This window comes from Flavihumibacter profundi, from assembly GCF_020076305.1.
GTDB lineage: Bacteria > Bacteroidota > Bacteroidia > Chitinophagales > Chitinophagaceae > Flavihumibacter > Flavihumibacter profundi.
The window spans coordinates 441,818-464,191 of record NZ_JAIQXE010000003.1; the positions used below are offsets into that span (position 1 = coordinate 441,818).

The 22,374-nt window shown below is 42.7% G+C and carries 25 protein-coding genes; 16 read left to right on the forward strand and 9 right to left on the reverse strand.

Going from position 1 to position 22,374, the window contains the following annotated elements:
- Window positions 1–86 precede the first annotated feature (86 nt).
- The 6 genes from LAQ65_RS16600 to paaD all read left to right on the forward strand — a co-directional run bounded on the left by LAQ65_RS16600 (window position 87) and on the right by paaD (window position 4,530).
- Window positions 87–677 carry a TetR/AcrR family transcriptional regulator gene (locus LAQ65_RS16600; protein WP_224118118.1) on the forward strand — a complete coding sequence of 197 codons (591 nt, stop codon included), beginning with the start codon at window positions 87–89 and terminating at the stop codon, window positions 675–677.
- 2 nt (window positions 678–679) lie between these two features.
- Window positions 680–1,762 carry a 1,2-phenylacetyl-CoA epoxidase subunit PaaE gene (gene paaE / locus LAQ65_RS16605; protein WP_224118119.1) on the forward strand — a complete coding sequence of 361 codons (1,083 nt, stop codon included), beginning with the start codon at window positions 680–682 and terminating at the stop codon, window positions 1,760–1,762.
- A gap of 86 nt (window positions 1,763–1,848) precedes the next feature.
- Complete coding sequence (gene paaA, locus LAQ65_RS16610; protein ID WP_224118120.1) at window positions 1,849–2,808, forward strand: 1,2-phenylacetyl-CoA epoxidase subunit PaaA; 960 nt, start codon at window positions 1,849–1,851, stop codon at window positions 2,806–2,808.
- Window positions 2,809–2,836: 28 nt separating this feature from the next.
- Window positions 2,837–3,205 carry a 1,2-phenylacetyl-CoA epoxidase subunit PaaB gene (gene paaB / locus LAQ65_RS16615; protein WP_224118121.1) on the forward strand — a complete coding sequence of 123 codons (369 nt, stop codon included), beginning with the start codon at window positions 2,837–2,839 and terminating at the stop codon, window positions 3,203–3,205.
- Complete coding sequence (gene paaC, locus LAQ65_RS16620; RefSeq protein WP_224118122.1) at window positions 3,206–4,015, forward strand: 1,2-phenylacetyl-CoA epoxidase subunit PaaC; 810 nt, start codon at window positions 3,206–3,208, stop codon at window positions 4,013–4,015.
- The gene (paaD, locus tag LAQ65_RS16625) at window positions 4,009–4,530 is read left to right on the forward strand and encodes a 1,2-phenylacetyl-CoA epoxidase subunit PaaD (RefSeq protein WP_224118123.1); all 522 of its coding nucleotides are present in this window, start codon (window positions 4,009–4,011) and stop codon (window positions 4,528–4,530) included. Before paaC ends, paaD begins: the two co-directional genes overlap by 7 nt.
- Here paaD and LAQ65_RS16630 read toward each other — a convergent pair.
- A complete protein-coding gene (locus LAQ65_RS16630) occupies window positions 4,524–5,921 on the reverse strand; it encodes a hypothetical protein (RefSeq protein ID WP_224118124.1) in 1,398 nt (465 codons plus the stop codon). The genes paaD and LAQ65_RS16630 overlap by 7 nt on opposite strands.
- A 104-nt stretch (window positions 5,922–6,025) precedes the next feature.
- On the opposite strand from LAQ65_RS16630, the gene LAQ65_RS16635 reads away from it, so the two are divergent.
- Genes LAQ65_RS16635 through obgE form a run of 4 tightly spaced genes read left to right on the forward strand, consistent with a single transcriptional unit; the run spans window position 6,026 to window position 8,943 of the window.
- On the forward strand, window positions 6,026–6,802 hold the full coding sequence (locus LAQ65_RS16635; protein WP_224118125.1) for an enoyl-CoA hydratase-related protein: 777 nt from the start codon (window positions 6,026–6,028) through the stop codon (window positions 6,800–6,802).
- A 3-nt stretch (window positions 6,803–6,805) separates the two neighbouring features.
- Window positions 6,806–7,237 (forward strand): hydroxyphenylacetyl-CoA thioesterase PaaI, encoded by a 432-nt coding sequence (gene paaI / locus LAQ65_RS16640; protein WP_224118126.1) that lies wholly within the window; start codon window positions 6,806–6,808, stop codon window positions 7,235–7,237.
- A gap of 53 nt (window positions 7,238–7,290) precedes the next feature.
- A complete protein-coding gene (locus tag LAQ65_RS16645) occupies window positions 7,291–7,896 on the forward strand; it encodes an acyltransferase (RefSeq protein ID WP_224118127.1) in 606 nt (201 codons plus the stop codon).
- A 42-nt stretch (window positions 7,897–7,938) separates the two neighbouring features.
- Window positions 7,939–8,943, forward strand: a complete 1,005-nt coding sequence (gene obgE / locus LAQ65_RS16650) for a GTPase ObgE (RefSeq protein ID WP_224118128.1) — start codon at window positions 7,939–7,941, stop codon at window positions 8,941–8,943.
- A 166-nt stretch (window positions 8,944–9,109) separates the two neighbouring features.
- Here the strand turns inward: obgE and LAQ65_RS16655 are convergent, their stop codons facing one another.
- Window positions 9,110–9,709, reverse strand: a complete 600-nt coding sequence (locus tag LAQ65_RS16655) for a DNA-3-methyladenine glycosylase family protein (RefSeq protein ID WP_224118129.1) — start codon at window positions 9,707–9,709, stop codon at window positions 9,110–9,112.
- 28 nt (window positions 9,710–9,737) lie between these two features.
- Between LAQ65_RS16655 and mnmD the strand changes: the two genes are divergently transcribed.
- Both mnmD and LAQ65_RS16665 read left to right on the forward strand, forming a co-directional pair.
- Window positions 9,738–10,409: a tRNA (5-methylaminomethyl-2-thiouridine)(34)-methyltransferase MnmD gene (gene mnmD, locus LAQ65_RS16660; RefSeq protein ID WP_224118130.1), complete on the forward strand. Its 672-nt coding sequence runs from the start codon at window positions 9,738–9,740 to the stop codon at window positions 10,407–10,409.
- Between the two features lie 8 nt (window positions 10,410–10,417).
- Window positions 10,418–11,758, forward strand: coding sequence for an alpha-L-fucosidase (locus LAQ65_RS16665; protein ID WP_224118131.1), 1,341 nt, complete (start codon window positions 10,418–10,420; stop codon window positions 11,756–11,758).
- 22 nt (window positions 11,759–11,780) lie between these two features.
- Here LAQ65_RS16665 and LAQ65_RS16670 read toward each other — a convergent pair whose 3' ends face one another.
- From LAQ65_RS16670 to LAQ65_RS16680, 3 genes are read right to left on the reverse strand one after another with little or no spacing between them, the layout of a single operon-like run.
- Entirely contained in the window at window positions 11,781–12,542 is a 762-nt protein-coding gene (locus LAQ65_RS16670) for a LytR/AlgR family response regulator transcription factor (protein WP_224118132.1), read from the reverse strand.
- An 8-nt stretch (window positions 12,543–12,550) separates the two neighbouring features.
- Complete coding sequence (locus tag LAQ65_RS16675) at window positions 12,551–13,567, reverse strand: sensor histidine kinase (RefSeq protein WP_224118133.1); 1,017 nt, start codon at window positions 13,565–13,567, stop codon at window positions 12,551–12,553.
- An 18-nt stretch (window positions 13,568–13,585) separates the two neighbouring features.
- Window positions 13,586–14,527 (reverse strand): fasciclin domain-containing protein, encoded by a 942-nt coding sequence (locus LAQ65_RS16680; RefSeq protein ID WP_224118134.1) that lies wholly within the window; start codon window positions 14,525–14,527, stop codon window positions 13,586–13,588.
- 155 nt (window positions 14,528–14,682) lie between these two features.
- Between LAQ65_RS16680 and LAQ65_RS16685 the strand changes: the two genes are divergently transcribed.
- From LAQ65_RS16685 to LAQ65_RS16700, 4 genes are read left to right on the forward strand one after another with little or no spacing between them, the layout of a single operon-like run.
- Entirely contained in the window at window positions 14,683–15,447 is a 765-nt protein-coding gene (locus LAQ65_RS16685) for a M90 family metallopeptidase (RefSeq protein ID WP_224118135.1), read from the forward strand.
- Window positions 15,448–15,456: 9 nt separating this feature from the next.
- Entirely contained in the window at window positions 15,457–16,341 is an 885-nt protein-coding gene (locus LAQ65_RS16690; RefSeq protein WP_224118136.1) for an SMP-30/gluconolactonase/LRE family protein, read from the forward strand.
- 13 nt (window positions 16,342–16,354) lie between these two features.
- The gene (locus tag LAQ65_RS16695; RefSeq protein WP_224118137.1) at window positions 16,355–18,067 is read left to right on the forward strand and encodes an IlvD/Edd family dehydratase; all 1,713 of its coding nucleotides are present in this window, start codon (window positions 16,355–16,357) and stop codon (window positions 18,065–18,067) included.
- Window positions 18,068–18,097: 30 nt separating this feature from the next.
- Complete coding sequence (locus LAQ65_RS16700; RefSeq protein WP_224118138.1) at window positions 18,098–18,865, forward strand: SDR family NAD(P)-dependent oxidoreductase; 768 nt, start codon at window positions 18,098–18,100, stop codon at window positions 18,863–18,865.
- 27 nt (window positions 18,866–18,892) lie between these two features.
- Here LAQ65_RS16700 and LAQ65_RS16705 read toward each other — a convergent pair whose 3' ends face one another.
- The 4 genes from LAQ65_RS16705 to LAQ65_RS16720 are packed head-to-tail and all read right to left on the reverse strand — an operon-like array spanning window position 18,893 to window position 22,370.
- Window positions 18,893–19,681: a 3-keto-disaccharide hydrolase gene (locus LAQ65_RS16705; RefSeq protein WP_224118139.1), complete on the reverse strand. Its 789-nt coding sequence runs from the start codon at window positions 19,679–19,681 to the stop codon at window positions 18,893–18,895.
- Window positions 19,682–19,690: 9 nt separating this feature from the next.
- The gene (locus LAQ65_RS16710) at window positions 19,691–20,269 is read right to left on the reverse strand and encodes a LutC/YkgG family protein (RefSeq protein WP_224118140.1); all 579 of its coding nucleotides are present in this window, start codon (window positions 20,267–20,269) and stop codon (window positions 19,691–19,693) included.
- The gene (locus LAQ65_RS16715) at window positions 20,266–21,636 is read right to left on the reverse strand and encodes a lactate utilization protein B (protein WP_224118141.1); all 1,371 of its coding nucleotides are present in this window, start codon (window positions 21,634–21,636) and stop codon (window positions 20,266–20,268) included. The genes LAQ65_RS16710 and LAQ65_RS16715 overlap by 4 nt, the downstream gene beginning before the upstream one ends.
- Window positions 21,633–22,370: a (Fe-S)-binding protein gene (locus LAQ65_RS16720; RefSeq protein ID WP_224118142.1), complete on the reverse strand. Its 738-nt coding sequence runs from the start codon at window positions 22,368–22,370 to the stop codon at window positions 21,633–21,635. Before LAQ65_RS16720 ends, LAQ65_RS16715 begins: the two co-directional genes overlap by 4 nt.
- Window positions 22,371–22,374: the final 4 nt, after the last annotated feature.

Here is a 22,374-nt window from a genome sequence, read left to right on the forward strand (position 1 = left end):
CGAAAGTAGCCGAATTTTTCCAAATAAATGAGCCATAACAGGCCTTTCGCGCAACTAACGGCCGTTCGTTTGTATATTTGGTTGTTATGGCCAAGATCAAAAACAAAAATAACGGCACCAAGAAAGAAGTGATCGTTGAAGCGGCTACCCGGCTATTCCGGGAAAAAGGTTTTAAAGCAGCATCGATGCGCGACCTGGCAGAAGCTGTTGGTGTAGAAGCGGCTAGTTTGTATAACCACATTCAGTCAAAAGAAGAATTGTTGCAGGAAATCTGCTTTAAGGTTGCCAATGAATTCACCCAGAAAGTTGATGAAATTGAAAACAGCGACCTCACCAGTATCCAGAAAGTGGAAGCAATGCTGCGGTTCCATATCAGGCAAATGTTTCACCACTATGAAATGGTGATCGTTGCAGACCGCGATTGGAAACACCTTTCCGATCCTTATCTTTCTAATTTTCACAGCCAGCGCAGGGTTTACCGGAAGCGGCTGGCCGGCATCATTGAAAAAGGCATCGCACAAAAAGAAATAAAACCTGTTGATGCACCAACCGTTGTACTAATAATGCTTCACGCTGTTAACGGTATTGAAAGCTGGCACCGGAGTAAAGAAAAAATCAGTCCTAAACAGCTCGAAGAGAATATGGTGCTGATCATGATTGAAGGACTAAAAGCATAATTATGTCCATCCATTTCCATTCCCTTCTCATTAGTGATATCAGGCGGGAAACCAACGATTGCATATCGGTTGCGTTTGATATTCCTGATGTATTAAAAGATACTTTTTCCTTTAGGGAAGGTCAGAACATTACGCTACGAATCACAATAAATGGGGAAGAACTGAGGCGATCCTATTCTATATGCAGCTCGCCAGTGGAAAATGAATTAAGGGTGGCAATTAAAGCAGTTATGGATGGCCGTTTCTCTGTGTATGCAAATCAAACACTTAAAAAAGGTGACCGAATTGATGCGCTTCCGCCTACCGGAAAATTCCATATCCATTTAGATTCGTTACACAAAAAACAATATGTCGCCTTTGCCGCAGGCAGTGGAATAACTCCCATAATTTCGATCATTAAAACAGTATTGGCCACTGAGCCCCTTAGCGAATTCACCCTGGTATATGGTAACCGCAACAGGACTTCCATCATTTTCAGGGAAGATCTTGAAGCGCTTAAAAACAAATACATGAACCGCTTCAGGGTCATCCATATTTTAAGCCGGGAAATCACCGATGCGCCAATCAATTATGGCCGTATTACCGCCGATAAATGTGAGCAACTGGGTACCGCTTTGATCAACTGGAATAATACTGATCATTTCTTTTTATGTGGCCCCGAGGAAATGATTTTTACTGTGCGCGATTTCCTCTTGTTGCATGGTGTGGAAAGTACAAATATTCATTTTGAATTGTTTACCACTCCCGGGCAAAAAGTAAGTGAACGCGAAAAATCAATCAACGCTACAAAAGAACTGGGGCCTGTTGCCTCTGTAACAGTGAAGCTAGATGGCATCGCTTTCCAATTTGACCTTCCCTACCACGGCAGCAGCATATTGGATGCAGCTTTAAAGCAGGGTGCAGATCTCCCCTATGCCTGCAAAGGCGGGGTTTGCTCTACCTGTAAGGCAAAGCTGGTGCTTGGCAAAGTGGATATGGACCAGAACTATGCCCTTGAACCCGATGAAATTGCAGCAGGGTATATACTCACCTGCCAGTCGCACCCGAGAAACCCTGAATTAGTGGTGGATTATGACATGAGATAATACCAAAACAAGGACTGTAGCGACTTGGCGTCCTAAAATACTAACATTTGTTAGCTAAATATTGGTGTATTAATTACATTTGAAAGATGAATACCAAGTTGAATGATTTGAACCCGGAATTACAATTCCAGGAAAAAATTGACAAGGAAATCAGGGTTGAACCGAAGGACTGGATGCCGGAAAGGTATCGCCAGGCCCTGGTCCGGCAGATTTCACAACACGCTCACAGCGAAATAGTAGGGATGTTGCCGGAAGGTAATTGGATCACAAGAGCACCTTCTTTAAAACGAAAAGCTACCCTTATAGCGAAAGTGCAGGATGAAGCCGGGCATGGCCTCTATTTGTACAGTGCCGCAGAAACCCTTGGCATCAGTCGCGATGAAATGATCAACCAGCTTCATTCTGGTAAAGCCAAATATTCTTCCATTTTTAATTACCCAACACTAAGCTGGGCAGATATCGGCGCAATTGGATGGCTTGTTGATGGCGCTGCAATTATGAACCAGGTGCCTTTATGCAGGGCATCTTATGGTCCCTATGCCAGGGCAATGGTGCGCATATGCAAAGAAGAAAGTTTTCACCAACGGCAGGGCTATGAAATATTGTTAACCTTAAGCATTGGAACCGAAGCACAACGGCGAATGTGCCAGGATGCCATCAACCGCTGGTGGTGGCCAAGTATCATGATGTTCGGACCGGCTGATGAAGCCTCACCACATACTGCACAAAGCATGCAATGGAAGATTAAACGGTTTACCAATGATGAATTGCGGCAGAAATTTGTGGATGTCTGCGCAGGGCAGGTAAAATTTTTAGGAATGACCCTACCGGACAAAGATTTAAAATGGGATGAAGTTTCCGGGCATTACAAATTCGGGGCAATCAATTGGGAAGAATTCTGGAATGTAATCAATGGAAACGGGCCCTGCAATAAAGAAAGACTGGACGCCCGGGTTAATGCCCACAATGAAGGTGCCTGGGTGCGGGAAGCTGCATTAGCTTTCGCGGATAAACAAAAAAAGAGGCATGAAAAAGCAATTGCATAATTTTTTTAATTGATCATTCAGTATTAGTATGAAAAATTATTTACAACATTATAAATATGGCGATTACGGTGATAGTGAAAGGTCCAAATCGGCAGAAACGGATACTGCAACAAAAAATACAGATTGGCCCCTCTGGGAAGTTTTCATCCGGAGTAAACAGGGCATGGACCATAAACATGTTGGCAGTCTTCATGCCGCTGATGCACAAATGGCTATTGAAAATGCCCGTGATGTATACACACGCAGGCAGGAAGGCGTAAGCATTTGGGTTGTTGAGAGCAAATATATGCATGCGTCGAACCCCGATGAAGCTGCGAGCCTTTATGACCCTGCAAATGATAAGGTCTACCGCCATCCCACGTTCTATGATTTGCCCGACGAATTGAAACATATGTAAATGAACTCCTCTTTATTTTTATATACATTGCACCTGGCAGACAATGCTTTGATAACAGGTCACCGCAACAGCGAATGGACCGGTCACGGACCTGTGCTGGAGCAGGATATCGCGATTTCAAATATTGCACTGGACCTTATTGGGCAAGCCAGGAATTTATACCAGTATTCAGCCAGAATCTTCAATGATAATATATCTGACTGTAAGCGCCTGATAAGCTCACCTGCATTTTTAGCCGTTATTGGCGATATCGATGAAGACGACCTTGCCTACCTGCGTGATACTAATGAATATTATAACCTGCTGTTGGCAGAGCAAACCAATGGCGACTGGGCAAAGACAATCCTTAGGCAATTTTTCTTCAGCGTTTACCAGCAACTGTTATATGGCAATCTTTTAAAAAGCAAAGACGCGCATTTATCTGCCATCGCAGAAAAAGCATTGAAGGAAGTTAATTACCACGTGCGGTGGAGTGGTGAATGGGTGATCAGGCTGGGTGATGGAACTGCTGAAAGTAACCGCAGAATGGTGGAAGCATTGGATAACCTGTGGATGTATTCAGGCGAATTGTTTTTGAGCAGCCCATATGAAAATGAATTAGCTACCGAAGGCATTGCTGCCGATCTGGAAACTCTGAAAGACACCTGGTTAAATAAAATCCAGGAAACGTTTGATAAGGCAAACCTTCAAATACCTCCCCCTGGCTGGATGCAGCAGGGCGGGAAAACGGGGAAACACACTGAACACCTGGGTTTTTTATTAGCTGAAATGCAATTTTTACAAAGAGCCTATCCGAATAGCGAATGGTAAACTACAATTTAAATAATACAAATATACCGGATGAGGAAGCAAAAGTATGGCAGCTACTGGATGAGGTTTCAGACCCTGAAGTGCCCATTTTATCAGTCATCGACCTGGGCATCGTAAGAGAGATAAATATTCAGGATAAGGCAGTTGAAGTGGTAATAACACCAACCTATTCCGGCTGCCCGGCAATGGATGTAATTACAATGCAAATCAAAATGCAATTACTTGGTCATGGATATGGTCCGGTAACCACCAGGACTATTTTATCTCCGGCCTGGACAACTGAATGGATGACGCAGGCGGGTAAAGATAAACTCAAGGCATATGGCATTGCGCCCCCGAACCCGAAGCAACAGGTATGTACCCCGGAATATTTTCAAAGAGAGGAATCGGTTCAATGCCCGCACTGCCACTCTTATCATACAACAATGATCAGTGAATTTGGGTCAACTGCCTGTAAATCGCTATACCGTTGCCTTGACTGCCAGGAACCTTTTGATTATTTTAAATGTCATTGAACATTACCTAAGCGCATTAATATACAATTAGTGACAGGCAATTTTTCCTGAACCGTAAATTGATAACCGCTATTCCTGATACCAGAAGTATCCACTGGAGGAAAGAACGCGGCATACTCACACCCTTTCATTTTTTCAATCACCAATGGCAGTAAATGCCTGCTTTCAAGCTGGCTAATGGTTGATATTTCAAAACTGAACAACTGTGGATATGCATGGGAGTAATAATTCCTGTATATATTCATATACACAGGATCCATATATACTTTCTTTGCTTTCTTCCGGTGAAAATATTCATATACTTCTTTTACCTCGGCATTGAATTTCCAATCATAATGATAATGTAGTTCAGACTTTGTAGATGCCATTAACAGAAATCCGGAAATAAGAAGAATAGAAAAGGCATTACCCAATAAATTCAACCCCGGCCTTTGTGCCAGGAGTTCATCCCATTGAAATAATAAAGTCAGCACCATCATCGGATAAATAATAAGCGCAGTCCGCTCAGATAAATAAGGAGTATTCAATAAAAGGTGGAAAACAATATTAAGCAATAGAAAAATGGCAATTAAACATGTAAAAAGATCATTGGCAATTATCTTTCTCAGTTTTACCAAATTAACAATTACCTGAATGGCACCCGCCGAAATAAATAAAACAAGCCCGTAACTAATTAAACGTATGGTTTCCAGGCTTGCAGATCCATATAAGCTTGCGTTTACAACCGAACCAATAATTGATTCAATCAAGTTCGATTGATGTCCAAATTCAAGATCTCCTGAATAGAATTTAATAAAAAGCAAACTACTAATTGTAAATGCAACTGTTCCGGCACAAAAAAATACCCAGCGTTTGAAAGGTATATTAAAAACCGGCCGGATATTTCCATTAATAGCATGTTGAAGGAGAAATAACAATCCAAGTGCCAGGAAATTATAAAAGCTACTGAAATTTGCCAGCAATGCGAAGCTGGCCCAAAGGAAGGGCAATTGCCAATTCCCGATACTCCAATTTTGCTCTTTTACCAGGCAATAGGCATGATACAATGACATCATAGAAAATGCGATCATCATTCCATATCCACGTGCAACAGAAAAAAAATCAAGCAAATAGGGGTTCAGTACCAGGGCTGATAGAAGAGCCAATCCTGCCAATTTATTATTCAGTTTGTTACTTAATTTAAAAGCGGCATAACCATAAACCGGCCAGGCTAAAACTGAAAACAGCCTCAATTTCCAGGGATCATCGCCGAGTAGTAACCCAAACCATATACCCAGGGAATTTAGCCAATGGGTATTGGCTGTTCCAGGCATTGCCCGAAAATAATGTGTCTTAATAAGGAAGTAAGAATAGCCTTCATCATTAGTGAATTGAAGATAGTATGACTTCATTATTATAAACACCCAGGCTACAAGGATTAGTACAATTTTCAGGGCCCTAAGCATAAGATGGAAATAATCAATAGGTTTGTGAATATAATCACATTTCTACTACAATGGAACCCTCTATTCGGCTGTCAATTGAGCATTCTATAGCTGTCATTTTGCTCAACAGGCCCGACAAACTCAACTCTTTCAACCGTGAAATGGCGCTTTTATTGCAGGATACGCTTCGCCAATGCAAATCAGATGAAGTTCGGTGTGTTTTGATAACAGGTGCTGGCAAAGGATTCTGTGCCGGGCAGGACCTTTCAGAAATTGTTGACCCGGATGGCCCGGGTATGGCCCGGATCCTGGCTGAACACTATAACCCGATTGTTGTGGCTATCCGCGATTTAAAAAAACCGGTTGTAGCTGCGGTAAATGGCGTAGCTGCCGGCGCAGGTGCAAACCTGGCACTTTGCTGCGATATAGTGCTGGCAACTAAATCTGCATCGTTTATACAAGCCTTTTCTAAAATCGGATTGATTCCGGACAGTGGCGGAACATTTTTTTTGCCACGCCTAATTGGTTCACAAAAAGCCAGTGCACTTATGATGCTTGGAGATAAGATTTCGGCTGAAGATGCTGAACGGATGGGAATGATCTATAAATATTTTGAAGATAGTGTGTTCCGGGATGAAGTTGAAAAAATAACAAAAACCCTGTCTAATTTGCCAACTACCGGACTGGCATATACGAAAAAAGCACTACAGTTATCCGAGTCTAATACGCTTTTGGAGCAACTCGGCAATGAAGACAAATTGCAGCAAAAAGCAGCATCAACGGAGGACTTCAGAGAGGGTGTGCAGGCTTTCCTGGAAAAAAGGCCCCCCGCATTTAAAGGAAAATAAAATATGCAAAATAATAAATCGCAGCTCAACCAGCAGGTAGTTGATCATATGATACAACAAGACGCTTTTAGCCAATGGCTGGGAGTAGAAGTACTGGAAGTACGCGAAGGATACAGCAGGATTAAGATGCAGGTCCGCGAAGAAATGGTGAATGGTTTTGGAATTGCGCATGGTGGTATTTCATTTTCACTGGCTGATAGTGCATTTGCGTTCGCCTGTAATAATCGTAACAACTTATCAGTTGCATTAGATGTTGCCATCTCTTTCATCAAAGCCGTCCATTCAGGTGACACACTTTGGGCTGAAGCAAAAGAAATACACAATGGAAGAAGCACCGGTGTTTACCTTATAACTGTCATAAATCAACTTAACGAAGAAGTGGCCCTGTTCAAAGGAACCTGCTTCAGGACCGGAAAGAACCTAATTAATAAATGACCGGGCGCGAATTGTTATTGAATCAACGTTAGATTAAGTTAAAAGTTTATACTATGATATATTCTTTCAAAGGATTTATTCCTGTAATTCATCCCGGATCATTTGTACATCCTCAAGCCTGTATTACAGGAAATGTAATCATTGGAAAGAATTGTTATGTTGGTCCGGGTGCCGCACTACGTGGCGACTGGGGCGGAATCGTATTGGAGGATGGTTGTAATGTTCAGGAAAATTGTACCATACATATGTTTCCCGGCATAACAGTAACCTTGCAGGCCGGGGCACATATCGGACATGGCGCAATCATTCATGGGGCGCAGATCGGTCGAAATTGCCTTGTCGGGATGAATAGTGTGATTATGGATCACGTTGAAATTGGTGAAGAATGTATTGTTGGTGCCCTGAGCTTAATAAAAGAGGGAGAAAAATTTCCGCGACGAAGCCTGGTATTGGGCAACCCGGCCAGGGTAGTGAAATCGGTTAGTGATGAAATGATGGACTGGAAATCGCGGGGAACCGCATTATACCAGGCCCTCCCTGCCGAAATGCACGAATTCTGTGTAGCCTGCGAACCACTTTCTGAATTACCCCAAAGCAGGCCATCACAGGAGGTTTTATACGAAACCTGGAACAAGGTCAACCGAACAAAGCCAGCCTAATTAGCAAATTGGGTTACCTTCGCCACTTAATTGTGTTCAATAGTGTCAGAGAAATCGAATTTTGTAGACCAGATCAAGATATTTTGCCGTAGCGGCCATGGCGGAGCAGGTTGCAAGCATTTTATGCGTACCAAGTTCAATGCCAAAGCAGGCCCGGATGGAGGTGATGGTGGCCGGGGCGCACATATTATCCTTCGCGGTAATAAGAACCTTTGGACCCTACTGCACTTGCGTTACCATAAAAATATTCTGGCAGAAAATGGCGAAAGTGGCAGTGGCAATAACAGTTCAGGCAGAAGCGGTAAAGATATTTATATTGACGTACCACTTGGCACCATTGCCTATGATGAAGCAACCGGGAACAAAGAAGCTGAGATTCTTGAAGATGGTCAGGAAATAATATTTATGCAGGGCGGTCGCGGCGGATTGGGAAACGCCCGTTTTGCTACACCAACCAACCAGGCCCCGGAACATTCGCAACCTGGCGAACCCGGAGTTGAAGGCTTTAAAATACTGGAACTGAAAGTACTTGCGGATGTTGGTTTGGTGGGATTTCCCAATGCCGGCAAATCAACCCTGCTGAGTGTGCTCACTGCAGCAAAACCAAAGATCGCAGACTATGCTTTTACAACCATAAACCCACAATTGGGCATGGTGGAATACCGCAATGGCAAGTCTTTTTGTATTGCAGATTTACCCGGCATCATAGAAGGTGCTGCTGAAGGTAAAGGGCTGGGCCATCGATTTCTTCGTCATATTGAAAGAAATTCCATTTTGTTATTCCTTATACCGGCTGATAGCAAAGATCACCGGAAAGAATTTGAGATCCTGAAAAATGAACTTCAGGAATACAATCCCGAAATGTTGCAGAAAGACTTTGTGATTGCTATCAGCAAAAGTGATATGCTGGATAATGAACTAAAGGAAGCCATTGAAAAGGAATTGCCCTCAAACATTCCACACATTTTTATTTCTTCAGTTACCCAAAAGGGATTGCCGGAATTGAAAGACCTTCTTTGGAAAGTACTGAACCAAACTTCCGAATAAAGCACCGCTTATGGTAACCGGTCAATTTTTTTAAGTGACCCACTTCGGAAATAACCATTGATCCAGATTTTCGCTAAACTGCTTCAGTGCTTCTGGTCCTCCATCCCAGGTTACAAGAGCTATTAGAGCAAGGCACTGCTCTACGGGAGGAAAAATCGGTTGGGGATCAGACAGCTAAATCCTTCCATTTCCACAAATGCAGGCAGGCATAGGTACGGTAAGGAGACCATTTTGCAGCAATGCGAAGCATTTTTTCCTTGAATTCCTTTTTATTGAAGTTGTCCAGTTTGTATAATTTGATCATCGCCTGCTGTATACCAAGGTCATCCACTGCAAAAACATCTTCACGTCCCAGGGCAAACATCAGCAACATTTCAATTGTCCAGCGACCAACGCCTTTGATCTGTATCAGGTGATCAATTACCTCATCGTCACTCATTTTTTTCAGCTGCTTCCATTCCATACCATGTTCGAGGGCAAAACGCGCAACATTTTGAATATACTGCACTTTAGCATTAGAAAGCCCAATTCCGCGCAGGGTATCGTTGGGCGTCGCCAGGATTTGCTCTGGTGTCGGGCTCCGGTCTTCATAAAGACCAAGGAATCGCTTCCAGATTACTGCAGCAACTTTCGTCGACAATTGCTGGCTCATTATAGAGCCACAAAGATGGAGGTAAACTTTTTTCTCCTGCTTAAGCTTGAAAGGGGCATTGGATAAGGTTAATGCCAGTTTTTTATCTTTCGCAAGGTGGTCAGTATAGCTCATAGCTGAAAGTTAATAATAACTTTGAATCATGGAAAGACTCCTTCAAATAACTTCAGATGGCTCACATACTATCTCGATTCCATCCTTGCAGGTAACTTATCATTCCAAACACGGAGCCATACAGGAATCCATGCACGTATTTATTGAAGCGGGCTTAAGATTCATATCACCGCAAAGCGGCAGGCCTGTTGAAATCCTGGAAATGGGTTTAGGTACAGGTCTCAATGCATTATTGACCCTTATAGCATCAGAAAATATGGCTGTCCGCTATGAATCCCTGGAAGCTTATCCCATTGATACGGACATAATAGACCAGCTCAATTACTGCGGGCAACTAAATCGAAATGACTTGTCAGAAATATTCCAGTCCATGCACAAGAGTGATTGGGAAATACCTTTATCAATTTCAACAAATTTTACCTTAACCAAAAGAAAAATAAAACTGGGGGATTACAATTCCTGCCGCAAATTTCACCTGGTTTACTTTGATGCTTTTGCGCCTGGCACACAACCAGAACTCTGGACAACTGAAATTTTCACAAAACTATATAACCTGATGGAGGAAAATGGGGTTTTGGTTACCTACTGCAGTAAAAGCGATGTACGAAGGTCGTTACTGGCATCAGGATTTAATGTAGAAAAAATTCCCGGGCCACCCGGAAAAAGAGAAATGCTGAGGGCAATCCGAAAGAATTCTTAGTTTTCAGTATGATTAGATTCTCAACAATAGCAGTAATCAGCATACTGTTGCTACACAACAGCTTCGCGCAAAAAAAAGCGCAACATAACCCAAAGCCAAGTCCCCAGCAACTGGCCTGGCATGACATGGAATTTTATTGGTTCATCCATTTTGGCCCAAATACATTTACCGGGAATGAATGGGGACATGGCGATGAAGCCACTTCAGTATTCCAACCCAGCGGACTCGATTGTGACCAATGGGTAAGGATCGCCAAACAATCCGGGGCGAAGGGAATTATTATTACTGCAAAACACCATGATGGATTTTGCCTTTGGCCAAGCAAGCTCTCCACCCATACCATACGGGAAAGCTCCTGGAATAATGGCCAGGGCGATATCCTGAAATCTTTGTCAGAAGCCTGCAAAAAAGGCGGCATTAAATTTGGCGTATATATATCTCCGTGGGACAGGAACCATCCGGCCTATGGTACCGATGGATATAATGATGTTTATATTGGCCAGATGAAAGAAATATTTGCTGCATACGGCCCGATATGGGAATTATGGTGGGATGGTGCAAATGGTGAAGGACCCAATGGGAAAAAGCAGGTTTACGATTTCAGGAAATTCGAAAAAACAATTCGCAGTATTTCTCCCAAGACTGTAATATTCAGCGATATCGGCCCGGATATCAGGTGGGTTGGTAATGAAAACGGCATTGCCGGCAAAACCAACTGGAACCTGCTCGATACAGCAGGATTCAAGCGAGGTGCAGGCAGCCCACCAACAGATACACTAAACCAGGGCAATTTTAATGGTGCCAACTGGATTCCAGCAGAATGCGATGTAAGCATCAGGCCAGGATGGTTTTTTCATGCATCAGAAGATCCGAAGGTTAAAACAGCCCGGGACCTTTTCAGGTTATACCTGCAATCCGTTGGAAGGGGCTCAAATTTCCTTTTAAATGTTCCACCTGATACCCGTGGATTGATCCACGAGAATGATTCTGCATCGTTAGTAGGTTTCAGGAAATTACTCAACCAGTCATTCAGCCATCCGCTGGGAACTTATTCGGCAGAGTCAATGGCCCTCAAGCTCACAGCACCAACTTCCATGAATTGTATCGCCTTGCAGGAAGACCTTAAAAATGGCCAGATGGTCAGTGAATTCACACTTGAAATCGTTAACGTTAAAGGGGAATTAAAAATGATCAAAGGAACTACAATAGGCCATAAAAGAATTTTATGTTTCCCGACTGATACAGTGAAAAAAATCACCCTCAAAATTATCGGGGCAAAAGGGAAACCCGTAATTAAACAGTTTCACGGGTATAAGCTTGCGGAAGAATTATTAGAAATTGAACCTTAATAAATTAAAACTAAAATTAATTTTATTGTTCCGCCCACTCTTTAAACGCGGTAACCCGTTCCCTGCTTACAACTAATTCATCAAGACCGCTTCCCACTTTTACAACCAGTTTAAGCCGGCTATTAATATATGGTTTGATTTGATCAATTGCCGAAACCCGGACAATAGTGCTTCGGTTTGCCCTGAAAAAAAACTGCGGATCGAGTAACTGCTCCAGGATTTCCAGCTTGTGCTCGGTAATATACCGGCAACCATCAAGCGCAACAAGGTAAACGATTTTGTTATCTGCCTGGAAATAAGCGATTTCATCAGTCTTTACAAAAAAACTCCTGTGTCCAACTTTAACCAGGAACCGGGACTTATATTGTTGCCTCACATTTTGAATTGCTGATAAAATTTCCTGGTAATCAACTCCCGGATTGTTTCCTGATTTTAACTTGCGCATTTTTTGAATGGCTTTCCCAAGGCTGTCGGCACTGATAGGCTTTAGCAGGTAATCAATACTCATCAATTGAAAAGCCTCAATAGCATATTGGTCATAGGCTGTAGTAAATATGACTGGAACATCAATATCCACCTGCCTGAAAATTTCAAAAGCAGACCCATCAGACAAATGAATATCCATCAATACAAAATCCGGAAGGGGTTTTTCCTGAAACCAGGTTATTGAATCTGCCACACTATCCAGGCATGCTTCAACTTTAACATCAGGACATACCTGCCTCAGCAGGATCTGTAATCGCTCTATTGCAAGTGGTTCATCCTCTATTATTAAAGTACGCATAAATAAGCCTATATTAATGGTAACTGCACACTAAAAATACCGCTAACTGAGGTTATTGATATACTTTGACCGGTGCTTAAGAAATACCTGTCCTGGATATTCTTCAGGCCAATCTGGGTAGATGATTCAACAACCTCTTTCTTTTGCAGATTATTAGTAACAACCAATTTGTTCATTCCGTTCACTGAAATATCAATTAATAGCGGATGTTTTTTCCCAACCACATTATGCTTTATGGCATTTTCAATTAAAAGTTGAAGAGCACCGGGTACAATCTGGTATTTTAAGAAGTTATCTGAGACCTGGATGGAAATGGAGAGGCTTTCGGGAAATCGCTTAAGCAATAGAAAAATATACGGCTGAATATAATCTAGCTCTGTTCCCAAAGTAACTAGTTCATCATGTTGCGTGTGTAATATATGCCGGTAAACTTTAGCGAAAGCTTCAACAAATTCATTAGCCTCCGGGTTATCCTTAATTACAAGGCTTGATAATATATTCAGGTTATTGAATAAAAAATGTGGGTTAACCTGGTTGCGGATGGCCTGCAGCTGCGCCTGCACAGTAATTCTATGCAAAGCCTCTGCTTCCAGTTCTTTTTGCTTGTAGGCGGATACAAAAACAAAAATTGCATTAATCGCATGAAGGAAAAGATTGATACGGGTCGAATACAGAATTGCCAGCTTCAATGGAAGCCGAAGTTCAGCATAAGAAAATCCAGACAAATAATACCCTATAACGGAAGTAATTAATATTGCCGATACAAAAGCCAAAATGGTTCCGATTCCAAAAGATATCGCCAGCTTTTTCCAGGTCCCCTTTAACGCCAGGTATTTATTGAAAAACGGAAGAACCAGCCGGTTCAATTCCCAAACTGCAAGCGTAATCAACAACATGGTGGCCAGGCAGAAATACCAGTGTGCACCTATATTATATAACTCAAATACCTGGGCAAATACTGCATTAAAGTATGAGTAAATGCCCAGGAATAATATGAGCAGGTATCGGAACCGGTGATTGAACATGAAGGAACTTAGCCAATATTACAAAATTACCTTGTCTATTACATGAACTACGCCATTTGTCGCGGTAATATTGTAAGTAGTCCCTGCAGTTGTAGTCACCACATTACTGAAAGGATTTGCGCTGCCAGTCAGTTTCACTCCGGCAGGCGATGTATTTATTGTTAAGGTAGCACCATTTTTAAGCGTTGGTGCAGTTGCGCCATTAATAAGGTCGCTGGCATAAACATTGGTTGCTATTATATGCTGTTGAACAATTCCTGTAACTGTTTCAACCGATGCAGCATCAATTGCAGCCTGGTTTAATCCGGCTGCTTCAAAAGCAGCATTAGTTGGTGCAAATACAGTGAATTTACCCGGACCGGCTGCAGCCCCGGCTAATCCGGCTTTCACTACAGCAGATAAGAGGATAGAGAATTCCGGATTGCCTGAAGCAATTTCCGCTATAGATGCCGTGGGTGGATATAATACCCCACTGATTACATGGATTACCCCGTTACTTGCGGCAACATCAGCAGTCTTAACGCCAATGCCATTTACAAAAACACCATTGGCATTTTTTGAAGCAAAAAGTTTTTGCCCCTGCAATGTTACAACTGCATCACTGGCAGGTACACCAGCGGCCATTACCTTGCTGCCTAAAACATGGTATTTTAATATGCCTGCCAGGTCAGCCACAGGAATTGTTGCAATAACATCAGCTGTTATTCCTGCATCTGTAAACGCTTTATTATCTGGTGCAAATACAGTTAAAGTTCCGGGTTGGTTCAGTGCGTCTGCCAATCCGGCCCTGGTGACAGCAGCGGCCAAAATGGAAAAATTGGGGTCAGATGTCACTACTCCAGTAATTGTTGGCGTTGTTACCGGTTTTGGATCATCTTTTTTATCACAGGCCGACATAAAAAAAGTTCCAAGTAGCGCTAGTGCTATTAATAAAGTTGAAGAACGAAATACATTTTTCATATTTAATGATTTAGGTATACTAACAGCAGCCAAATCAATTGGATTAGTTAATTCTACCGGACTGTCGAATTAATGGAGTGAATTGTTTGAATTCGTAGACCGAACTGTATTTCAAACAAGTTGTTATTTCTATTGAAGCTGGTTATCTTCAATAAATGTTTGGCGTATTATTCTTCCTTGCTGTTATTACCGGATATGTTTTATGGCGACAGCGCAGCAGGTCGGTATTGCAATCCACCCCAATCCCTGCACAGCTGGAGGAAATCCTGCTGAGCGAAATTGCCTATTACAGGAATTTAAATCCAGCCGGTCAGCAACGGTTCTTAAGCCTGGTTGTTTCATTTTTGCAACAAACAAGAATTGAAAATATCGGAACTACGATTGATGATACCGATAGGGTTCTGGTGGCCGCAAGCGCTGTAATCCCAATTTTCGGATTTCCTGAATGGAGGTATAACAATCTGTCTGATGTACTAGTCTATGACGATAATTTCAATGAAGAATTTCGGGCAAAAGGGAAAAATCGCTATTTCATGGGAATGGTGGGCAGCGGTTACATGAATGGTAAAATGTTGTTGAGCAAAACAGCGCTGCGAGAAGGGTTCAGCAATAAGACCGATAAAAGCAATACGGCTATCCATGAATTTGTGCATTTACTCGATATGGCAGACGGAGCTGTAGACGGAATTCCTGAAGCCCTTCTCGAGAAGCAGTATACAATTCCCTGGTTAGACCTTGTACATCAAAAAATTCAGGATATTACCGACGAAAAATCTGACATAAATCCATATGGCGCTACCAATAAAAGTGAGTTCTTTGCCGTTGCGGCAGAATATTTTTTTGAACGGCCCGATTTGTTGAAAAGCAAGCATCCGAATTTATATGGGATGATGGAAAAAATATTCAGGCAAGCACTTTAATTAAAAACAATGAAAGCATCATTACTTGTAAAAATTTCATGCGAATTGGGTGAAGGACCTATGTGGCATTCGGACCGCAACAGTTTGTTTTGGGTCGATATTGAAGGGAAAAAAGTATATGAATATCAACCTGAAAATAAACGGTTGACTTCCTGGTTTATAGGCCACAGGGTAAGCCTTATCATTGAATCAGATAACAACAACATCCTGATACTTGCGGTCCAGGGCGGCATCGTTTCCTTTAACCTGATAACAGGTAAATTGTCCTGGCTGGCTGAACTCGAAAAAAACCAGGTAAATATCCGCACCAATGACGGCGCTTGCGACAACCGGGGTAATATCTGGATCGGCACTATGGCGTTGGACTTTACCGAAAATGCAGGGTCATTATATATTATTGATAAAAATTATTCCATAAGCCGGAAAGTTGACCAACTGACTATACCTAATGGACTGGTATTTTCACTGGACCACCGCTATATGTATCATATTGACAGTACAACGCGAAAGGTAGCCGCTTACCAATACGATCCGGTTTCAGGCAATATCCGCTGGGAAAAAATTGCCATCCAGGTCCCCAAAGAAAATGGCGCACCCGATGGCATGGCTATTGATGAAGAAGGTATGCTATGGATTGCGCAATGGGGTGGATTTGGTGTTTACTGCTACAATCCCTTAACGGGAGAATTACTGACCAAAATTGACGTGCCGGTGCCTAATGTTTCATCCTGTGTTTTCGGAGGTAAAAACTTCGATCAGTTGTATATTACCACAGCAAGGGAACATCTCTCTGAAAAAGATTTACTGGAATATCCCGATAGCGGAAGTGTGTATTTCGCGAGTCCAGGTGTAAAGGGGATGGCCGGCAATAAATGGAATTTGAATAATATCTGAAAATCAGCATATCATGTCAAAGAAATTACGGAGCCAGAACTGGTTTGGGAAAGATGGCAAGGATGGTTTTATCTACCGGGCCTGGATGAAAAACCAAGGCATACCAGATGATGAATTCCGGGGAAAACCAGTAATTGGTATCTGCAATACCTGGAGTGAATTAACCCCTTGCAATGGCCATTTCAGGGAACTTGCCGAATCCGTCAAAAAAGGCGTCCTGGAAGCTGGTGGATTTCCCTTGGAATTCCCTGTGATGTCACTGGGCGAAACACTGATCAAACCAACTGCCATGCTGTACCGGAACCTGGCCAGTATGGATGTGGAAGAATCCATTCGAGCCAATCCAATTGATGGTGTAGTCCTCTTGTGCGGTTGCGATAAAACAACACCCTCGCTGGTAATGGGTGCATGCAGTGTGGATATTCCAACTCTTGTTGTTTCAGGTGGGCCAATGCTTACCGGAAAATTCAGGGGAAAAAATATTGGCACCAGTGATATATGGCGGTTTAGCCAGGAACTTTCCACCGGCAAGATCACCCAACAGGATTTAAGGATGGCTGAAGCTGCCATGTGTCGTAGTGATGGTCATTGCGCTGTTATGGGTACTGCTTCCACTATGGCCTGCATGGTTGAATCATTAGGCTTATCACTTCCAGAAAATGCTGCAATACCCGCCGCTGACAGTCGCAGAAAAGTATTTGCACAATTGTCCGGACAGCGTATAGTTGAAATGGTAAAGGAAGACCTGACATTGACGCATATACTAACCCGTAAGGCATTTGAAAATGCAATAATGGTCAATGCCGCAATTGGAGGGTCAACTAATTTTGTAATCCACCTCCTGGCAATTGCAGGCAGGATTGGCGTGCCCCTGCACATTGATGATTTTGACCGTCTATCGAACGGCATCCCACTGCTGGCCAACCTGCAACCATCTGGTGAATATTTCATGGAAGACCTGTATTATGCCGGCGGATTACAGGCCGTTATGAAGGAACTGGATAGATTCCTCAATAAAGACTGCATTACAGTAAATGGTAACACAATTGGCGAAAATTTAAAAGATTCTTCCTGCTATAACCGTAACGTCATTGAAACAACCCAAACCCCATTCAATAAAACATCAGGGATTATAGTGTTGAAAGGAAATATATGTGAGGACGGCGCAGTGATCAAACCCTCTGCCGCAACACCGGAATTAATGCAACACACCGGCAAGGCTGTTGTGTTTGAAAATATTGAAGACTATAAATTGCGGGTCAATGATCCGGACCTTGAAATTGATGAAACCTGTATAATGGTTTTGAAAAATGTGGGGCCAAAAGGTTATCCGGGAATGGCAGAAGTCGGCAATATGACGCTGCCTAAAAAAATCCTTGATAAAGGCATTACTGATATGGTTAGAATTTCGGACGGCCGTATGAGTGGAACAGGATTCGGAACAGTTGTTTTACATGTAACTCCGGAAGCAGCAGTAGGCGGAACATTTGCATTACTGAAAACAGGTGATTCAATTACGCTGGATGTAATCAACCGGACGCTGACTGTTGCACTAAGCGCTGATGAACTGGCACAGAGAAGGGCTTCATGGAAAGCTCCTGAAGCCGCTGCCAATCGCGGTTTTGTTGGACTTTATGTGCAACATGTGCAACAAGCCAATCTTGGAGCGGATCTCGATTTCCTGATCGGCCAGTCGGGTAGCATAGTCACCCGGGATTCACATTAACTTTATCAAATTCAATAACCCGATTATTATATGGTTTCTGAAAAATTACTGACTAACAAGGTTGCGATAGTTACCGGAGCAGGACAAGGTATTGGCTTTCAGATTTGCCGCCAATTGTGCGATCAGGGCGCAAAAGTTATCCTGAATGACCTAGATGCCGACTTAGCCAGCAATGCCGCAAAAATTATTCGGCAAGAAAACGGCGATTGTATTGCCGTGCCAGGCGACTCCTCAAATATCCAATGTATTGAACAACTAATTGATACTGCTGTTAATCGGTTTGGAAAATTGGATATCACTATCGTCAATGCAGGCATCACCCTTTTTGGGAATTTCCTTGATTACACGGTCGAGGCTTTTAATAAAGTGATGGAAGTGAATTTGACAGGTAGTTTTTTCCTTGTGCAGGCTGCTGCCAGGCAATATATAAAACAGGGTAATGGTGGAAGCATCCTGTTAACCTCTTCTGTTACTGGTCACCAGGCGCATAAAAACCTGGCTGCCTATGGCATGAGCAAGGCGGCACTTGAAATGCTCGCCAAAAATTTAGTCATAGAATTATCCCCATACCATATCCGGGTAAATACTATCGCTCCGGGTGCAACCCTTACAGAAAGGACACAAAGCGATATCGAATATGAAAAAACCTGGTCGAATATTACTCCATTGGGAAGCCCTGCAACCACGACAGATATCGCAAATGCAGCTATTTTCCTGGTTTCACCGTTGGCTAAACATATTACCGGGCAAAGCTTAATCGTTGATGGAGGATGGACTGCCGTTAGTCCTTCACCATAAGGAAGTAAAAAAAATTTTAAACTGGGATTATTTTTTCTTCTTGTAATATTTCTCCAGGTCCATGATCTCAACTTTCCTGAATTCAACAGGATGGCTTTCACTTTGGAGGGATATATATCCGGAAGATAAAATCATTCCGTCTTTCTTTATTGCAGGATCATAATTACTTACTACCCCGCCACCCATTTGGGGTTTTGAATATTGCAAAACCGTATCCCCGTTAACGATATGCTTAATGATTGAATCACCAAGAACCAATACTTCCGCCCTAACCCACTGATCACCAACAAAAGTGGGCGAACTTGAATTAGTGCAATGATCCGTGAACAGTTTACCGTCCTTTACTACATTAGTTCCTGGTGTGCAAAGGTTACAGGTCGGCCTGGTTTTGCCAGAATCACCGCCTAATAATTGAACTTCAATAGAAATCGGAAAATCCTGTGCTTTCAACATGGTTGACGGCGGCTGGCAATGAATCATTATGCCACTGTTTTTATATGCCCAGTCTGCTCCCCCCTTAACCTGGTTGCCAACAAACCGGTACTCAACGGCTAAAAGGTAATAGGAATAAGGCTTCTTATAAAAAATATGTCCATACTGGTCATTAAAGTTGTCATACCCATCATAATTTACCTGCAACAACCCATCTTTGACCCTGAAAGTATTTGCGAAGTTATCATTAAGTTCATGGCCTGCAATTTTTACTTCCCAGCCTTTAAGGTTCTTTCCATTAAACAGCTGCTTCCATTTCCCTTTGGGTTGTGCCATTGCAACCATAGATACAAAGGCAAACAAGAAGGTAAGTTTACTTTTCATGCAATAAATTTAGTGTAATATTATCACAGAAAGGGCCTTTGGTCCATGCGCCCCGATCACAAGCGACTGCTCAATATCAGCTGTCTTCGAAGGGCCGGCAATAAACACCCCAAAACCCTCCTCCTGGACGTTAATCCGGTTATATGCCAAATGCATATTAGCAACCAATTGCTTGCGCCGTAACACCAATACCAGTTGCTGGCAAATAAAAGGTAAAATCCGTTGCCCCATTGCTGATTCCCAAACCCATATGGCACCATTTTCTGCCACACCAAAAGCTCCTGAAATATACGCCTTGTCAACTGCATGCAAAGCAGCCGCATTTTCCGGAACAACATCTGGTTCACCCATATTGGTTACCCTGTTAATAATATTAACACCAGCTGATTTTTCCTGTTGAATTAATTGTGAAAGCCCGGATTCATCGTTCATTTCAATGAGCCTTCCGCCCACTACCAGCAATTGTTTTGAAAATGCCTCGAACAAATCAACAGGAGTTTCAAACTGGCTAAAATCCATTTCTGGCAACGGTATCAGTGCCGGTTTATTTTTTGCAACAGTTTCTATTATTGTATTTCTTGCACTCATGATCTTCTATTTTTTTTGTACCAGTCCCGGAAACTTTCACTGGGTGCTTCGGGCATTTCCCTTTGTTTATACCAGGGATTTAAGGATTTAAATTTTACTAATAATGGCATATGCCTGAGGACCCACCTGCCTGTTTTACCAATCAGCCGGTATAAGGAAGGCTTCGACAAAATATAGCCCAATACCTGCATGGACATTTTCTTTGACGGGGCCACCAGGCCCTCTTCTGCTATTACCTGGCGCCATTTCCAGAGTTGTTCGTGGATATTGATCTTCACAGGACAAACATTGGTACATGACCCGCATAAAGTTGATGCAAAGGGCAGGTCCGCATTTGCTTTCATGTCGAGGTTGGGATTCAAAATAGAACCAATTGGACCCGCTACAGCAGTATGGTAACTATGCCCGCCACTACGCCGGTAAACCGGGCATGTATTGAAGCATGCCGCACAGCGTATGCACTTCAGGGAATTCCTGAAATCTTCACGGCCCAATTGCCTGGAACGGCCATTGTTCACAATTACAATATGCATTTCCTGCCCGGGCCGCGGACGATGGAAATGACTGGTATAGGTTGTGATCGCCTGCCCGGTTGCACTGCGAGCCAGCATACGGGTAAATACGCCCAGGTGTTCTGCCTTTGGAATAATTTTTTCAATACCCATACAGGCAATATGGATTTTAGCCGCATGTGCGCCCATATCTGCATTGCCCTCATTAGTGCAAACCACAAATCCACCGGTTTCGGCAATGGCGAAATTAACGCCGGTAATGGCTAATTCCGATTGTATAAATTTTTCACGGAGATGGGTACGTGCAGATTCTGTCAGGTACTGCGGATCATTATTGCCCTTCTCTGTACCAAGATGCTCATGAAATGTTTCACTGACGTCTTCTTTTTTCAGGTGGATTGCAGGAAGCACTATATGGCTGGGTGGCTCGCCCCTGAATTGGACAATCCTTTCCCCAAGGTCAGTATCTATTACTTCAATTCCCGATTGATGCAGGTATTCATTCAAATGACATTCCTCCGTGAGCATGCTCTTGCTCTTCACGATTTTGGATATGGAATGCTCTTTGATAATTTTTAAAATGATCTCATTGTGGGCAGTGGCATCATTTGCCCAATGCACTTTTATCCCGTTAGAAATTGCTTCCCGCTCAAAAATGGCCAGGTATTCATCAAGCTTTGATAAAGTATGTTCCTTGATGGCTGAAGCCCATTGCCGCAGTATTTCCCATTCAGGAATTTGCTGTACAGCTTTGTCGCGTTTCTGCCTTACCCACCAAAGTGTTTCATCATGCCAGTCTGTCCGATTTTCATCGGCTGTAAATTCTGCCGCAAGCGCAGCATGTGACTTACTCATTTTTGACTATTCAAAATTTCTGCGATATGCATTACCCTAACTTTACTGCCCTTCCGTTTTAATATGCCCTCAAGGTGCATCAGGCAACTGACATCTCCCCCGGCTATTACTTCTACCTCATTTTCTTCATGATCTTTAATTCTGTCCTTACCCATTTTTACACTGACCGCTTCCTCAAATACACAAAAAGTTCCGCCAAAACCACAACACTCATCGATCCTGGACGGAAGATGCAATTGCAGGCCGTTAACCATATTTAAAAGGCTAATTGGTTTTGAAAAATGCGGTGCCACCAGTTCAGACATTGAAGATAGATGGAGCCCGCGTTGGCCATGGCAGCTATTGTGCCAACCCACTGAAAAAGGAAAATGCGCATCAAGTTTTTCAACTTTCAATACATCAGTCAGGAATTCCGTGAGCTCAAATATATGTGTGCGAATAAATTCAGCGGCTTCAGGGTTTTGGGCATCAGCTAAATGTTCCTTTACATGCAATACGCAACTTCCTGAGGGTGCAACTATAAAATCAACATCTGAAAAATTAGCAACAAAATTCCGGTCACAGCCCTTTGATAAAGTATTAAAACCACTATTAGCCATTGGTTGGCCACAACAGGTTTGTTCTAATGGAAATACTATTTCACAACCCATTTTTTCCAGCAATTGCATTGTGGCAATAGCAACCATTGGATAAAACTGGTCTATATAACATGGTATGAATAATCCTACTTTCATGATG

What these genes read in the sequence shown, in the direction of transcription:
- paaE (WP_224118119.1), top strand. Translation starts at nt 680, where the DNA reads ATGTCCATCCATTTCCATTCCCTTCTCATTAGTGATATCAGGCGGGAA.
- paaI (WP_224118126.1), top strand. Translation starts at nt 6,806, where the DNA reads ATGCAAAATAATAAATCGCAGCTCAACCAGCAGGTAGTTGATCATATG.
- LAQ65_RS16665 (WP_224118131.1), top strand. Translation starts at nt 10,418, where the DNA reads ATGATTAGATTCTCAACAATAGCAGTAATCAGCATACTGTTGCTACAC.
- LAQ65_RS16655 (WP_224118129.1), bottom strand. Translation starts at nt 9,709, where the DNA reads ATGAGCTATACTGACCACCTTGCGAAAGATAAAAAACTGGCATTAACC.
- LAQ65_RS16695 (WP_224118137.1), top strand. Translation starts at nt 16,355, where the DNA reads ATGTCAAAGAAATTACGGAGCCAGAACTGGTTTGGGAAAGATGGCAAG.
- paaA (WP_224118120.1), top strand. Translation starts at nt 1,849, where the DNA reads ATGAATACCAAGTTGAATGATTTGAACCCGGAATTACAATTCCAGGAA.
- LAQ65_RS16700 (WP_224118138.1), top strand. Translation starts at nt 18,098, where the DNA reads ATGGTTTCTGAAAAATTACTGACTAACAAGGTTGCGATAGTTACCGGA.
- paaD (WP_224118123.1), top strand. Translation starts at nt 4,009, where the DNA reads ATGGTAAACTACAATTTAAATAATACAAATATACCGGATGAGGAAGCA.
- LAQ65_RS16710 (WP_224118140.1), bottom strand. Translation starts at nt 20,269, where the DNA reads ATGAGTGCAAGAAATACAATAATAGAAACTGTTGCAAAAAATAAACCG.
- LAQ65_RS16720 (WP_224118142.1), bottom strand. Translation starts at nt 22,370, where the DNA reads ATGAAAGTAGGATTATTCATACCATGTTATATAGACCAGTTTTATCCA.
- LAQ65_RS16675 (WP_224118133.1), bottom strand. Translation starts at nt 13,567, where the DNA reads ATGTTCAATCACCGGTTCCGATACCTGCTCATATTATTCCTGGGCATT.
- LAQ65_RS16690 (WP_224118136.1), top strand. Translation starts at nt 15,457, where the DNA reads ATGAAAGCATCATTACTTGTAAAAATTTCATGCGAATTGGGTGAAGGA.
- paaB (WP_224118121.1), top strand. Translation starts at nt 2,837, where the DNA reads ATGAAAAATTATTTACAACATTATAAATATGGCGATTACGGTGATAGT.
- LAQ65_RS16635 (WP_224118125.1), top strand. Translation starts at nt 6,026, where the DNA reads ATGGAACCCTCTATTCGGCTGTCAATTGAGCATTCTATAGCTGTCATT.
- LAQ65_RS16680 (WP_224118134.1), bottom strand. Translation starts at nt 14,527, where the DNA reads ATGAAAAATGTATTTCGTTCTTCAACTTTATTAATAGCACTAGCGCTA.
- paaC (WP_224118122.1), top strand. Translation starts at nt 3,206, where the DNA reads ATGAACTCCTCTTTATTTTTATATACATTGCACCTGGCAGACAATGCT.
- LAQ65_RS16645 (WP_224118127.1), top strand. Translation starts at nt 7,291, where the DNA reads ATGATATATTCTTTCAAAGGATTTATTCCTGTAATTCATCCCGGATCA.
- LAQ65_RS16685 (WP_224118135.1), top strand. Translation starts at nt 14,683, where the DNA reads ATGTTTGGCGTATTATTCTTCCTTGCTGTTATTACCGGATATGTTTTA.
- LAQ65_RS16670 (WP_224118132.1), bottom strand. Translation starts at nt 12,542, where the DNA reads ATGCGTACTTTAATAATAGAGGATGAACCACTTGCAATAGAGCGATTA.
- LAQ65_RS16715 (WP_224118141.1), bottom strand. Translation starts at nt 21,636, where the DNA reads ATGAGTAAGTCACATGCTGCGCTTGCGGCAGAATTTACAGCCGATGAA.
- LAQ65_RS16600 (WP_224118118.1), top strand. Translation starts at nt 87, where the DNA reads ATGGCCAAGATCAAAAACAAAAATAACGGCACCAAGAAAGAAGTGATC.
- LAQ65_RS16705 (WP_224118139.1), bottom strand. Translation starts at nt 19,681, where the DNA reads ATGAAAAGTAAACTTACCTTCTTGTTTGCCTTTGTATCTATGGTTGCA.
- LAQ65_RS16630 (WP_224118124.1), bottom strand. Translation starts at nt 5,921, where the DNA reads ATGAAGTCATACTATCTTCAATTCACTAATGATGAAGGCTATTCTTAC.
- mnmD (WP_224118130.1), top strand. Translation starts at nt 9,738, where the DNA reads ATGGAAAGACTCCTTCAAATAACTTCAGATGGCTCACATACTATCTCG.